Genomic DNA, 12,689 nt, shown 5'->3' with positions numbered 1-12,689 from the left:
TACGATCCGACTTCCCGGCGGTCGCGGTCGCGGTCTGCACGCTGCGCCGCACGCGGCGGCTGCGGGCCGGGGCGGGCGCGTTCGCCGCCGCGCCGGTGACGCCCGCGCCGTACGGCCTGCGGGCCATGGCGGCACACCCGCTGATCGGCCTGCCGTTGCAGGTCACCGCGCTGGCCACGGTGCCACCCCTGCTGGCGGCCGCCGGCCTCGACCTCGCCGCCCGACCGGGCACGGCCGGGCCGGCGATCACCGTCGGCGGTCTCGCCGTCCTCACGATCGGGGTACGACACGCGCTGCGGCACAGCCGGTTCGCCGAGCGGACGATGCCGGCGGCCCCGGCACCGGTCGGAGCGCCGGTGTCAGCGGCCGCTACGCCCCGCGCCCTGCACGTATAGCAGCTCAAGGATCGCCCGGGTCGCCTCGAACCAGCGGTCCAGCCAACCCGGCGGCGGGACGCTGCCCCTGGGCGGCAGCTCCATCAGCAGGCCGCGCAGCAGCGGGTGGTCGACCAGCGACTCGGTCGGCTCCATCGGCCAGCCGGCCGGCGGGAACGAGGGCTCGGTGAGCGGGTTCGGGTCGAGGGAGGGCAGCGACAGCGGCGGGCCGGCCTGTTCCGGCGAGGGCGCCCCGACGTCCCGGCCACCGACCTCGGTGTCGGTGGACGTCACCTCCGTCAACACGGTGTCCCGGCGGGCGCCACGGTACTTGCCGCCGAACCGCTCGCTCTTGCCCGGGCCGTTGGTGAGGTTGTCTGAACCGATCGTCGTCATCCGTCTCGCCTGCCTCGTTCGGTCGTCGATCCGTGCGGCGGAGTTGTCCCTGCAACGCCGTATCGACGGGTTCAACGAGACGGGGCGGATGTGGCGACGGGCCGGTCGGGAACGTCCCCGACCGGCCCGCGGTCAACGCCACGCCGGGTTGGTCAGTGCGCGATTCAGTGCTGGTCGAAGGCGCCGTTCCGGGCGCTGGCGACGAAGGCCTGCCAGCCCCCCGGGGCGAAGACCAGGGCGGGGCCTGTCTTGTCCTTCGAGTCCCGAACCCCGACCGCCCCGGTCACGTACGCCACCTCGACGCAGTTGTCACAGTTCGGCCCGCTCTTCGAGCTCTTGAACCACGTCGCGCGCGTCAGGTCCACGGGGAACCTCTTGGTCGCCATTTCCACAACGGCTCCTCTGCCAGTTTTGCGATGTGAGCGATGGACTCCTCCGGGCGGATGGCCGCCGCTCGAATGTGATCGAAGATGAAGCTATACCTCTGCAGTTCGTCGCTCTTCTCAAGGAAGAGCCCACCCGTGGCGTTCTCCGCGTACACGACATCAGGATCACTCGCTTCGGGGAAGCTGAGGATGGTGAAGGTACCGTCCATGCCGGCGTGCGCTCCCACCTCGAAAGGTAGGACCTGGAGCGTCACGTTCGGCAGCTCCGCCACCTCCACCAGCCGCTTGAGCTGGCCACGCATCACCGCGTCGCCGCCCACCGGCCGGCTCAGCACCGCCTCATCGAGCACCACCCACAGATCGACCGGATCATCCTGGATCAACAACGACTGACGGCCCAGACGGACACGCACCCGCTGTTGCACCTGCTCGACGGTGAAGTCCGGGCGGGCCGCCCGGATCATGGCCCCGGCGTACTCCTCGGTCTCCAGCAGGCCCGGGACCACCTGCTGCTCGTACGCCCGGATGGAGCTGGCCGCCGCCTCCAGCCCGACGTACGCCCCGACGAGCACTGTGGTGTACGGATGCCACCACCCCTTCTGCCGGGCCTCCCGGGCGATCTGCACCAGCTCGTCGCTCTCGACGCCGACCACGCCGTAGATCCGGAGCATGTCCCGCACGTCCCGCGGGGTGGCCGAGGTGTGGCCGGTCTCGATCCGGGAGATCTTGGAGGCGGAGCACTCGAGCTGCTCGGCGACCACCTCGATGGTGATGCCCGCCGCCTCCCGCTGGCGGCGGAGCTCCGCACCCAGCCGTCGCCGGCGGATCGTGGGACTGCGCCGCTCGCTCACGGTGCCACCCCGGGCGCCGCTGGGAGCGGACGCCGGTTCCTCGCGCTCACCCGGTTACCTCCGGTCGCTCGCGCCTGCGGCGACACCCGCCGAGGGCGCGACCGACGAACGGCGGGCGATCGTTCGCGGCTGGGGTGGTGCCGGTCGTCGACCGGCCGCGTCGGGCGAAACCGGCGTCCAGTGTGCCGCCCGGAGGGTGGCGGCTTCAAGCGCCTTCGATCCCGTGTCGCGCTCATGTATCGGCAAAAGTCGACGTGCAACTTGCATGAAGCACGACGCTGATGCACTCTGTCCGTATGGCTCGGGTCACACACGGTCTCCGAACGCTTCCCCGGCGTGGCGATCCCACCCGGATCGGACGGTCCGCGAGACACCCCCGCCAATACGCGACTACAAGACCTGCCCCGGGTTGATGACCCCGCCGCTGCACGCCCGACGGCTGCGGCGGCGGGAGCGGTACCCGGGAGCAACCGGTGATGGTCGGGTGGCGGTCCGCCACCAGCGGGTACGGCCCGACCACCGCCACCGATCCACCGGTTGACGAGGCACGAGCCCGGCGCCGGAGCACCAGCAGAGCCTTCCCCACGATCAGCCCGGCCGGTACGCCGGCCACTCCCTCCCCAGGAGCCCATGTGCTTCCCCGCTCCGGTGACGTTCTGCACGTGACTCGCGCGGCGAGTGTCCAGTTCCTCAAACCGATCACCTTCCGGGTGATCCGGGTGCTCGACTGGCCGACCTACGACGGCTGGCTCTGGCTCGACGGCTACGAGTTGAACGCGGCGGGGGACGCGGTCAACCGGCGGTCGATCTTCGTACAGCAGGCCGGACTCCGGCAGCTGCAGGCCGCGCCGGCGCAGCGCCAGCACACCGTACGGGCCCGGCGGCCCCTCAACCGGAGCCCGATCCCGGTGGGCTGAGCCCGCAATCGCCGGTCGGCCGGCGTGCCGTCGCCATAGAATCGGTACGCCCACCCCGGCAGAAGTCACCCTGCGCGTCCCGGACCCTGAACCTGGGATGGCCATGGTCAATATGCCCGCCGCGCGGCGGCACCACAGGTCCCGTATCGGTTACGCCTTCGGGCTGTTGGCGCTGGTCGGCGCCGCCACCACGCTCGTGGTGGTGGTGCGGTACCCGGCCGGCTCGGCGACCCGGCTCGCCGAGCCGGTCCCGGCGCCCGAGATCACCGTGGCCGGTGAGGGCACCGCGCCCCCCGACGACCCGGTCCACGGCGGTGGGATCGCCGACTGGGACGCGCCGGACCGGGGCGCCCTCCGGCACGGCGCCGAGGCCGGCGACGACCCCGCCACCGGCACGGACCGGGAGGAAGCCGGCGCGGCCGGCCAGGAACCGGGCGACCACCGTGGCGGCGGCACGACGACCGGGGCCGAGCGCTCCGGTTCCTCCGCGCACCAGCATGACCTGAGCCAGTCGCTCTTCTATTCCGGCCTGCTCGGCCTCGCCATCTCGCTGGCCGGCCTGGGACTGGTCGGCACCAGACGCCGAAGGTGGTGACCGGGCGCGGTCACCGGGTGGCGGTCGGCTCGGCCGTCGGCGTGGCCGTGGCGCTCAAGGTCGGCGACACCGACGGTGACTCCGCCGCCTCGGCGATCACCAGGGTCACCTCCTCGTCGGGGCCGACCGGTTCGCCGGCCGCCGGGTCGGTCTCGATCACCGTCCCCGGCGGCTGGTCCGACGTCCGGGTCTCCACCCGGTACGCCACTCCCAGCCGGTCCAGCACCCGCTGCGCCGTCGCCCTGGACAGCCCGGTCAGGGGCGGCATCGGGATCCGGGCCGCTGCGGTGGTGGTCGGTGGTGTGCTCGGCGGCTCGGTGGTCGGGGCGGCGGTGGTCGGGGCGGCGGTGGTCGCCGGGGCGCTGGTGGGCAGCGGTGACGGTGACTCCTCCGGCCCGCCGTCGTCGGACGCCCGCAGCGCCAGCCAGATGCCCGCACCGAGCACGCCGAGCAGGAGCAGGGCGAGGATGCCCAGCAGGATCGGCGCCCACCAGCGGCGGCCGCGCTGGTCCTCGGGGTACCACTCGGCCGGTTCGCGGTAGTCGGCCGGCCGGGGCGGCGGCACCCCGGCCCGTCCGGACCAGACCGCCGGTGCGGCCGGCCCCTGCCGGGCCGCTTCGCCCGGCGGCAGCGGCCGGGTCGCGTCCACGGGCTCGTGCCGGGCGGTCTCGTCCAGCGGCTCGTGCCGGGCGGTCGCATCCAGCGGCTCGTGCCGGGCGGTCGCATCGAGCGGCTCGTGCCGGGCGGTCTCGTCCAGCGGCTCGTGCCGGGCGGTCGCGTCGAGGGGCGGAGGGCCGGCGGCCTCGCCGCCGGGGCTCGGGAGCGGACGGGTCGCGTCGGCCGGCGGCTCCTGGCGGTCGTCGCTCATCGCACGTCCTCTCCGCACGGGGCGCGGCCGTCACGACCCTCGATCGTCCAAGGTATCGCCCGGGTGCACCGGCCGCCGGGATCAGCGCGGCGAACCGCCCGTCACGGCGTCGGGGAGGCGTCGGTGGGGGTGGGTTCCGCGGTCCCGCAGGAGATCGCCACCCGGTCGTTCCAGTACGCCGTCGCGTCGGGTGCCGGCTCCTGGGCGGTGACCGTGCCGCGCCGTCCCGTCCGGTAGCGCGGGTAGAGGCCCTTCTCGCCGAGCTCGTCGGCGGCCTTGTCGCAGTCGTCCCCGACCAGGTCGGGCACGGCCACCTCGGGGGCCGGCCCGGCGACGTACACCCGCACCGTGGTCCCCTTCTTCACCGGGGTGCCGGCGACGGGTTCCGTCCGCGCCACCTCCCGGCCCGTACCGGTGCCGAAGACGAGCTGCCAGCCGAGCTTGCGATCGTGCAGTTCCTCGCGGGCCTCGTCGAAGTCCGTGCCCACCAGGGCCGGCACGGTCAGGCCGCCGGCCTCCGTCCGGGGCGGGGTGGTCGTCCAGCCGGCGGTCGGTCGCTCGGTGGGGGTGTCCTCGGCGGGGCTGCTCGGCTGCGTCGGCTGGGCCGTCGACGTGGCGATCGGTCCGGCGGTCGGCCTGCCATCCTGCCCGGCCAGCACCCAGCCGGCGGAGGCGCCGACGGCGGCCAGCAGGACGACCGCCAGCCCGCCGCCGAGCAGCAGGTTCCTTCGACCCGGCCGCCCATCCCCGTCCTGCCCGGTGTACCCGTCGGTCATCGCACTCCCCGCCTCGTCACCGGCGACGGTACCGGTCGCCGACCATTACCCCCGCCGGGCACCGGTCGCCGCGCGCCGGTCACCGCCCGTGGTGCCTCCGTCGCACGGCTCGCCGCGCCGACCAGGGGACGTTACGCTCCCCGGCATGGCTGCACGGGGCTGGGGAGGATCGGTCGCGACCGCGATCGGCGTCGCTGCCGGCATGGGCGCGGCACAACTGGGCTTCGGCTACGGCCTGGGCATCATCAACTGGGCGCCGGCGGGCGCCGGCACCACCGAGGCGACATGGTTCGCCAGCCTCGCCTGGGCGACCTGGATCGCGGCCGTATCCACCGTCGTCGGTGCGGTCTGCGCCCAACGGCTGCACGAGCGCGGGGGCGCGACCGACGAAACCGGCGGTGGCCTGCACCGGGCGACGCTCGCCGTGGCCGGTGCGGTCGGCGCGCTCATCACCGTGCTGCTGGTCGCCGTGCCGGCCCGGGCGGCCATCGTTCCGGACACCTTCTCCCCACAGAGCCTCGCCGCCGGGTACGCCGGCATCGGCGTCCTGGTCGGCCTGCTGACCGCCGTCTGGGCGCTGCGTTCGCGGGCCGCCGCGAACAACGTCATCGCCACGGTCGGTTGGCTCTGGCTGCTCGCCGTGGTTTCGGTGGTGGACGGGGTGCTCGCCGGGCGCGGGCTGACCGCCGCCCAGCTCGGCATCTGGCAGATCAGCCACGACCGGGCCGGCTACTGGCTGCGCGACTACCTCTACTGGCCCGGGGCACTGCTCGCGGTGGGTTCGGCGCTGGTGATCGGCGCGCTCGCCGCTCGGCGTACCGCCCGGTCGTCCCGACTGCGGCTGGGCGCGGCGGTGTCCGGTGCGGCCGGGCCACTGCTGGTCGCGATCGCCTACTTCCTGGCGGTACCCCGGCTGGCCACCATCGCCCCGGAGCAGGTCTCCGCTCACCTCGTCGCCCCGTACGCGGTGATCGTCGGCGCGGCCGGCTCGATCCTGGTGGTCGCGCTCGCCCAGCGGGCCGAGCTGCGCGACGCCGGCCGGGACACGGTGGCGGCGGTGCCCCGCCCCCGGACCGGCGAGCACGACGACCGACCGGCCACCGCCGAAGCGCTGCCGGCCATCGGTGCCGAGGAGACCACGGGGCGGCGCAACGCCGCGAGCCGCGGAGACACGGTCGACGACCGGACGACCACGACGGGCCGGGCATCCGCCGCCACGCCGGCGGACGCTGCGGCGGTCACCCTCGCCGAGCCGCCGCCCGCCGAAGCCGAAACGTCCGGCGGGCAGGGTACGGCGACGGGAGCGACCGGACGCGCCCGCCCGCCCCGGCGCACCCGGTCTGCCTCGTCCACCCCGACGATCTCCACCACCGAGGACCCTGCGCTCGACCCGCCGACCGGTCCTCCGGCGGCATCCGGAACACCGACGGACGGCTTGCCCACCGGCGAGCCGACCGCCCCGCGCCCGGCCCCCCGCCCCGGCAGACGGCCCCGCTGACCCCTCCCGGGCCGATCTCCGCGCTGCCCTCACCCGGTCAGATCCCCGCCGACGCGCCACGTGCTCCCGCCCCGCCACCCGCAGGTGGGGAGGCCGGTGGTCAGTCGACCGGCCAGCTGTGGACGGGCTCGTTGCTGCGGGAGAGCTCGGCGTAGCGGTTGGCCATGTGGTGCAGGGCGGCCCCCCGGTCCATGCCGCGGTGCCGCTCGGCGGCCCAGACCGCCTCGGTCTGCCAGACCGCGCCGTTGCGGCCGGTACGGCAGCGCTGCTCGATGATGCCGAGCAGCCGATCCCGCTCGGCCGGGGCCACGCCGAACCGGTCCAGCCCGGCGGCGGCCTTCGGCAGCAGGGTGTCGAGGACGAGCTTGGTCACCGGCACGTCACCGAGGCGGGGCCAGTGCAGCACGGCGTCGATGCCCCGGCGGGCGGCGGCGTGGAAGTTCTCCTCGGCGGAGCTGAAGGTGAGCTGGCTCCAGATCGGCCGGTCCGACTCGGCCAGCCCCCGGGCCAGCCCGAAGTAGAAGGCGGCGTTGGCGAGCATGTCGACCACGGTGGGCCCGGCCGGCAGCACCCGGTTCTCCACCCGCAGGTGCGGACGCCCGTTCATGATGTCGTAGACCGGTCGGTTCCAGCGGTAGACCGTCCCGTTGTGCAGCCGCAGCTCGCTCAGCTCCGGCACCCCGCCGGCGTGCAGCACCTCGACCGGGTCCTCGTCGTCGCAGATCGGCAGCAGCGGCGGGAAGTAGCGGACGTTCTCCTCGAACAGGTCGAAGATCGAGGTGATCCAGCGCTCCCCGAACCAGACGCGGGGGCGTACCCCCTGGGCCTTGAGCTCGTCGGGCCGGGTGTCGGTGGCCTGCTCGAACAGGGCGATCCGGGTCTCGGCCCAGAGCTGCCGGCCGTACAGGAAGGGAGAGTTGGCGCCGACCGCGACCTGGACCCCGGCGATGGCCTGGGAGGCGTTCCAGTAGTCGGCGAAGCTGTCCGGCGCGACCTGGAGGTGGAACTGGAGGCTGGTGCAGGCCGACTCGGGCGCGATCGAGTCGGTGTGCGTCCGGAGCCGCTCGACGCCCCGGATGTCCAGTTCGATGTCCTCGCCCCGAGCGCCGACGATCTGGTCGTTGAGCACCCGGTAGCGCTCGTTGGTGGAGAGGTTGTCGACTACCAGGTGCCGCTCGGTGAGCGTGGGCAGGATGCCGACCAGGACGATCCGGGCGTCGGACTTCGCCGCCCGCTCGTCGGCCCGGGTCAGGCTGTTGCGCAGGTCACGCTCGTAGTCGGCGAGGCCGACCCCCTCGATGAGCCGGGGTTCGGCGTTCAGTTCGAGGTTGAACTGGCCCAGCTCGGTCTGGAAGAGCGGGTCGGCGATGTCGGCCAGGATCTCCTCGTTGCGCATCGCCGGCTCGGCGGCCGGATCCATCAGGTTGAGTTCGATCTCCAGCCCGGTCATCGGCCGGTCGGCGTCGAAGCCGAAGTCGTCCAGCATCAGCGCGAAGACGTCCAGGCAGCGCCGGACCTTCTGCCGGTAGCGGACCCGGTCCTCTCGGGAGAAGGCGCCCTGCTCGACGTCCCTACCCATGTGTCCTCCCGGCGCGAGGCGCCGCGGGACCGTGCCGTCCCGCCGCGCGTTGTGAACCACCACGGTAAGAGCGCCCACCTCGCCAGGGCCAGAGCCGGGTCGGTGGGCGCTCCGGCCATCTGTACCCAGCGACGGCCGGTCACACCCGGGTCAGCCGGCGGACAAGCCGTGAGGATTCGCACCGAAAACCGCCGAGGCCCCTGCTCAGGGGAGCAGGGGCCTCGGCGGAGTGGCGGTCGACGGATCAGGCCTGGCGGACGGCCTCACCCTCGATCTCGATCTTGATCTTCTTGCCGACCAGCACGCCGCCGGTCTCCAGCGCGACGTTCCAGGTCAGACCGAAGTCCTCCCGGTCGATCTCGGTGGTGGCGGTGAAGCCGAACACGTCCTGGCCGAACGGGGTGCGGCCGACGCCCTCGAACTCGACCTCCAGGTCGACCGGGCGGGTGACGCCCTTGATGGTCAGCTCACCGGAGAGGACGAACTCGTTGCCCTTGCGGGACTTCACTCCGGTGCTGCGGTACTCCAGCGTCGGGAAGGTCTCGGCGTCGAGGAATTCCGGGCTGCGCAGGTGCGCATCGCGGTCGGCCTGCGCGGTGTTGATGCTGGCCGCCTGGATGGAGGCGGAGACCGAGGACTGCAGCGGGTCGTCCGCGATGGTGATGGTGGCGGAGGTCTCGGCGAACTCACCGCGCACCTTGCTGACCATCATGTGGCGGGCGACGAAGCCGACCCGCTTGTGCGCCGCGTCCAGCAGGTAGGTGCCGGCGGTCGGGATGGTAAGGCCTTCCCAGTCGCGGGTAACCGACTCGGTGCTGCTGGTCATGGAACTGCCCTCCAGGGGGAGATTGTTTAGTAGCCCAACGGCTGTCTGAGCAACTATAGCCGTAGCAATATTCCCCGTGTCAAGCACTGATAGGATGACCAGGTGGATCAGAACGTGTTCGACGACCCCCGGATCACCGCCGTCGGCCTGCTCGTGGAGGCGCACGCCGGGCTGACCGCCCGGTTCGCCGCCCAGTACGAACAGCACGGCCTCTCCGCGGTCGAGTTCGAGGTGCTCATGCGACTCGCCCGCTCCCCCGGCAACCAACTGCGGATGACCGATCTGGCCGCGCAGACCTCGCTCTCCACCAGCGGGGTGACCCGGGTGGTCGACCGGATGGAACGCGACGGGCTGCTGTGCCGCCGGGCCTGCCCCTCCGACCGGCGCAGCTCGTACGCGGTGGTGACCGCGTCCGGCCTGAAGCGGCTGGACGAGACGCTCCCCGGTCACCTGCGGATCATCGAGCAGTGGTTCACCGGGCAGCTCGAACCCGCGGCCCTCGACGCCATGCTGGACGGCCTGCGCCGGGTCCGCGACGCCGTGCACCCAGGGGCGACCGCCGGCAGCACCGACCCGGTGCCCGCCGCACATGCCGGACCCGCCTGACGCACCGGCAGAACCACCGGCAGAACTGCGCCCGCCGATCCGGGCAATCCCGCCAATGCCAACAAAGCGGGCGGCGAGGTTGGTTAGCCTTCCTCACGCGGGGGAGCACCGGGGGGTGCCGGCGCGAGCGATTGAGCGAGGGGCGTGACCAGGGGGCTTCTTCGCTCGCGCCACCCCGCGCCACCCCACCGCGCCATGCCGCGCCACCCTGCCCGCGGACGCGCCACCGCACCAACGCGTCGCCGCACCGCCACGTCCCTGCGGGTCAGGCGGACAGGTCGCCCGCCGTGTGCCCGGCCCGTCCGGCGACCGCCTCGCGCAGCAGCCCCTCCTCGTACGGCAGCAACCGGAACCCGCTCTCCCGGCAGACCCGGTCGAGCCGTTCGCGTACCGCCGGGTCGCCGGTGCTGGCCGCCAGCCCGACCAGCGCCTCCACCACGTCCCGCCGGTCCTGCCCGTCCGCGCCGGCCGCCACCGCGGCGCCGAACCACTCCGCCGCCAGCTCCCGGTCACCCCGGTCCAGCGCCACGGTCCCCTCGATCAGCGCGCAGATCCCCTCCTCCGGCCGGCTCCGCGCGCCGGACCGGCCGGCTCGCCCGTCCACGGCACCCGTCCGCCCGCCGTCCACGCCCGGCGACCGGAGGTCCGACGCCGCCCCGGTCCCGTCGACGGGGACGCGCGGCACCGGCACCCGACCGGGCGGCCCTGCCACCTCGCCCGGTCCGGGGCGCTCGTCGCCGCGGAGTTCGGCGAGCACCTCGGCGGCCTCGTCGGCCCGCCCGGCCCGGGCCAGCGCCAGACCGACCGTGCCGAGCACCCGTCGACGGTGACCCGGGTCGCCCAGCTCGGCGAGCGCGCCGGCCACCCGCCGGCCCTGCTCGACCGCCTCGGCGTACCGGCCGGCCAGGCGGGCCACCTCGGCCAGGTTCGCCCGGGCCAGCAGGCGCAACCGGCGCTCCCCGCACTGGGCGGCCAGCCGGTCCACCGCGGCCAGCCGGCGGCGGGCGCCGCCCAGGTCGCCGAGGCGAATCTCGTGCCAGGTGAGGTTGTTCTGGGCGACCGCCATGTCGCGTACCCGGCCGTGCCGGGTGGCCAGGGCGAGCACCGCCTGGGCGTGCTCGCGCGCCTCGTCGTACCCGCCGGTGGCGTGCAGCAGCGCGCAGAGCACGGTGAGCGCCTCCAGCTCGCCGGTGACGTCGTCGTGCGCGGTGAAGAGGTCGAGGGCGGCCCGGGCGGACGGCAGCTCCCGCGCGCCGGCGCCGTGCTCGGCCGCCAGTCGGGCCACGCCCAGCAGCGCCCACGCCCGCAGCACCGGATCGGCCCCGGCGGTACGCGGATCGGCCAGCAGCCGGAGCAGCCACTGCCGGCCGGAGACGTCCCGCCCGCGCAGCCGCCACCAGCGGGGCAGCGCCGCCGCCAGGCGCAGCGCGGTGAGTGGGTCGTCGGTGGCGGCGTGTGCCAGCGCCGCGCTGATGTCGCTGGTCACCTCGTCGAGCTGGCGTACCGCGACGGGGAGCTTCGCCCCGACCAGGTCGGGTGCCGTCCGGCCGGCCAGTCGGGCGACGACGACGGCGTGCCGGCGTCGGATCGCGGTCAGCTCACCGCGGCCGGCGGCCCGTTCGGCGGCGAACTCGCGGACCGCGTCCAGCAGCCGGAACCGGAACGGGCCGCTGCCGCGCACACTGAGCAGGCCCAGCTCGACCAGCCGGTCCAGCAACGGCACCGGGTCCACCGCCACCGCCCCGTCCCGGTCGGCCTCGTCGGCGAGCAGCTCCTCGGCCAGCTCCACCGACCACCGGTTGGCGAACACGGAGAGCCGGCGCAGCGCCGCCCGTTCGGAGTCGGCGAGCAGGCGGTAGCTGGTCGCCACGGCGTCGCGCAGGGTCAGCGCCACCGCCGCCCCCGGATCGCCGCTCCCGGACGGCTCGGCGGCCTCCCAGCCGCGCCGCCCCGGGTCGGGCGTGGTCAGGTCGAGGACGCGGTCGCCGTACCGGTCGAGCAGCGCGTTCAGGTCGAGGATCCGACCCCGGGCGGCCATCAGCTCGATGGCGAGCGGCAGCCCGCCCAGCCGCCGGACCAGCGCGGCGAGGGCGGCCAGCTCGGTGGGGTCGGGCGGTTCCCGGCGTACCCGGGTGAGCCGGGTGGTGAAGAGTGCCGCCGCCGGCCAGCGGAGAACCTCGTCCGGGTCGGCGTCCGGCGGGGGGACGTCCAGCGGGGCGACCGGCCGGACCAGTTCCCCGGGCAGGCCGACCGGGTGCCGGCCGGTCGCCAGCACCCGCAGGGTGGGGGCTGCGTCGGTGAGCCGGTGCAGCGCCTCGGCGACCGGGTCGGGGGCCCGTTCGACCGCGTCGACCAGCAGCAGCGCCGGCCGGCCGCGCAGCCGGGCGGCCAGCTCGGGCAGCCGGGCCGCGCCGAGGACCGCGCTGGCCGCGGCGAGCACGTCGGCGGCGTCGGATCCCTCACCGACCAGCACCCCGGCCACCCCGCCCTGGTGGGCGTCGGCGACCGTGTGCGCCGCGGCCAGGGCCAGCGCAGTCTTGCCCACCCCGGCCAGGCCGACCAGGCTCACCAACGGTTGCCATGCCTCGGCTCTGAGCAGCGTGACCAGGTCGGCGAGATCCCGCTCCCGGCCGATCAGCTCGACCGGGGGCGGGAGCGCGATCGGCGTACCGGAGGGGTGGGGTTCGAGGGTTCGCGGGCCGGTGGCGGCCCGACGGTGCGGGCGCCCGGCGGTGGCCGGGCCGGCGGCGTGGCCGCGGGCGCTGGCGAGGAAGGCGGCGCGGCTCACGCCGGTCAGGCCGAGCGCGTCGGCGAGCAGTTCGGCGGTGGTGCGCTGCGGCCGGCTGGACCGGCCGCGCTCCAGGTCACGCACGGTCCGCACGCCCACCCCGGCCCGCTCCGCCAGCTCGGCCTGGGTGAGGCCGGCGGCCAGCCGGTGCGCCCGCACCAGCTCTCCGATCGGGGTACGACCACCCGGGCCGGACGGATGATCATGATCCGGAGTCATGGGCAGGAAG

General features: G+C 74.6%; 12 protein-coding genes and 1 pseudogene. 5 read left to right on the top strand and 8 right to left on the bottom strand.

Annotation, left to right across the window (positions count from 1 at the left end; genetic code table 11):
* Window positions 1–395 (top strand): annotated as a pseudogene (locus V6U81_RS22295) (hypothetical protein); the annotation flags it as partial.
* Here the strand turns inward: V6U81_RS22295 and V6U81_RS22290 are convergent.
* The 3 genes from V6U81_RS22290 to V6U81_RS22280 form a co-directional block, all read right to left on the bottom strand.
* Entirely contained in the window at window positions 360–770 is a 411-nt protein-coding gene (locus tag V6U81_RS22290; protein WP_334491835.1) for a hypothetical protein, read from the bottom strand. The pseudogene V6U81_RS22295 and the gene V6U81_RS22290 overlap by 36 nt on opposite strands.
* Window positions 771–934: 164 nt before the next feature.
* Window positions 935–1,156 (bottom strand): DUF397 domain-containing protein, encoded by a 222-nt coding sequence (locus V6U81_RS22285; protein WP_334491834.1) that lies wholly within the window; start codon window positions 1,154–1,156, stop codon window positions 935–937.
* Entirely contained in the window at window positions 1,126–2,007 is an 882-nt protein-coding gene (locus tag V6U81_RS22280; RefSeq protein ID WP_334491833.1) for a helix-turn-helix domain-containing protein, read from the bottom strand. Before V6U81_RS22280 ends, V6U81_RS22285 begins: the two co-directional genes overlap by 31 nt.
* A gap of 632 nt (window positions 2,008–2,639) precedes the next feature.
* On the opposite strand from V6U81_RS22280, the gene V6U81_RS22275 reads away from it, so the two are divergent.
* Window positions 2,640–2,924: a hypothetical protein gene (locus V6U81_RS22275; protein WP_334491832.1), complete on the top strand. Its 285-nt coding sequence runs from the start codon at window positions 2,640–2,642 to the stop codon at window positions 2,922–2,924.
* Window positions 2,925–3,021: 97 nt separating this feature from the next.
* Complete coding sequence (locus V6U81_RS22270; RefSeq protein ID WP_334491831.1) at window positions 3,022–3,519, top strand: hypothetical protein; 498 nt, start codon at window positions 3,022–3,024, stop codon at window positions 3,517–3,519.
* Between the two features lie 10 nt (window positions 3,520–3,529).
* On the opposite strand, the gene V6U81_RS22265 is transcribed toward V6U81_RS22270, so the two are convergent.
* The gene (locus tag V6U81_RS22265; protein ID WP_334491830.1) at window positions 3,530–4,387 is read right to left on the bottom strand and encodes a PASTA domain-containing protein; all 858 of its coding nucleotides are present in this window, start codon (window positions 4,385–4,387) and stop codon (window positions 3,530–3,532) included.
* A gap of 101 nt (window positions 4,388–4,488) precedes the next feature.
* On the bottom strand, window positions 4,489–5,163 hold the full coding sequence (locus tag V6U81_RS22260; protein ID WP_334491829.1) for a PASTA domain-containing protein: 675 nt from the start codon (window positions 5,161–5,163) through the stop codon (window positions 4,489–4,491).
* A 145-nt stretch (window positions 5,164–5,308) separates the two neighbouring features.
* Here V6U81_RS22260 and V6U81_RS22255 point away from each other — a divergent pair, with 145 nt between their 5' ends.
* Window positions 5,309–6,661, top strand: coding sequence for a hypothetical protein (locus V6U81_RS22255; RefSeq protein WP_334491828.1), 1,353 nt, complete (start codon window positions 5,309–5,311; stop codon window positions 6,659–6,661).
* 100 nt (window positions 6,662–6,761) lie between these two features.
* Here the strand turns inward: V6U81_RS22255 and V6U81_RS22250 are convergent, their stop codons facing one another.
* Window positions 6,762–8,240, bottom strand: a complete 1,479-nt coding sequence (locus tag V6U81_RS22250) for a glutamate-cysteine ligase family protein (protein ID WP_334491827.1) — start codon at window positions 8,238–8,240, stop codon at window positions 6,762–6,764.
* Window positions 8,241–8,484: 244 nt separating this feature from the next.
* Window positions 8,485–9,066 carry a YceI family protein gene (locus tag V6U81_RS22245; protein WP_334491826.1) on the bottom strand — a complete coding sequence of 194 codons (582 nt, stop codon included), beginning with the start codon at window positions 9,064–9,066 and terminating at the stop codon, window positions 8,485–8,487.
* A 102-nt stretch (window positions 9,067–9,168) separates the two neighbouring features.
* Between V6U81_RS22245 and V6U81_RS22240 the strand changes: the two genes are divergently transcribed.
* The gene (locus V6U81_RS22240) at window positions 9,169–9,672 is read left to right on the top strand and encodes a MarR family winged helix-turn-helix transcriptional regulator (RefSeq protein ID WP_334491825.1); all 504 of its coding nucleotides are present in this window, start codon (window positions 9,169–9,171) and stop codon (window positions 9,670–9,672) included.
* Window positions 9,673–9,937: 265 nt separating this feature from the next.
* Here the strand turns inward: V6U81_RS22240 and V6U81_RS22235 are convergent, their stop codons facing one another.
* Window positions 9,938–12,679, bottom strand: coding sequence for an ATP-binding protein (locus V6U81_RS22235; RefSeq protein WP_334491824.1), 2,742 nt, complete (start codon window positions 12,677–12,679; stop codon window positions 9,938–9,940).
* Window positions 12,680–12,689: the final 10 nt, after the last annotated feature.

This window comes from Micromonospora lacuserhaii (genome assembly GCF_036902735.1).
Lineage (GTDB): Bacteria > Actinomycetota > Actinomycetes > Mycobacteriales > Micromonosporaceae > Micromonospora.
This window is presented reverse-complemented; position numbering and strand designations above follow the sequence as displayed.

Coding starts and splice junctions, on each gene's coding strand:
- V6U81_RS22290 (WP_334491835.1), bottom strand. CDS start 770: ATGACGACGATCGGTTCAGACAACCTCACCAACGGCCCGGGCAAGAGC.
- V6U81_RS22285 (WP_334491834.1), bottom strand. CDS start 1,156: ATGGCGACCAAGAGGTTCCCCGTGGACCTGACGCGCGCGACGTGGTTC.
- V6U81_RS22270 (WP_334491831.1), top strand. CDS start 3,022: ATGGCCATGGTCAATATGCCCGCCGCGCGGCGGCACCACAGGTCCCGT.
- V6U81_RS22265 (WP_334491830.1), bottom strand. CDS start 4,387: ATGAGCGACGACCGCCAGGAGCCGCCGGCCGACGCGACCCGTCCGCTC.
- V6U81_RS22260 (WP_334491829.1), bottom strand. CDS start 5,163: ATGACCGACGGGTACACCGGGCAGGACGGGGATGGGCGGCCGGGTCGA.
- V6U81_RS22255 (WP_334491828.1), top strand. CDS start 5,309: ATGGCTGCACGGGGCTGGGGAGGATCGGTCGCGACCGCGATCGGCGTC.
- V6U81_RS22250 (WP_334491827.1), bottom strand. CDS start 8,240: ATGGGTAGGGACGTCGAGCAGGGCGCCTTCTCCCGAGAGGACCGGGTC.
- V6U81_RS22245 (WP_334491826.1), bottom strand. CDS start 9,066: ATGACCAGCAGCACCGAGTCGGTTACCCGCGACTGGGAAGGCCTTACC.
- V6U81_RS22235 (WP_334491824.1), bottom strand. CDS start 12,679: ATGACTCCGGATCATGATCATCCGTCCGGCCCGGGTGGTCGTACCCCG.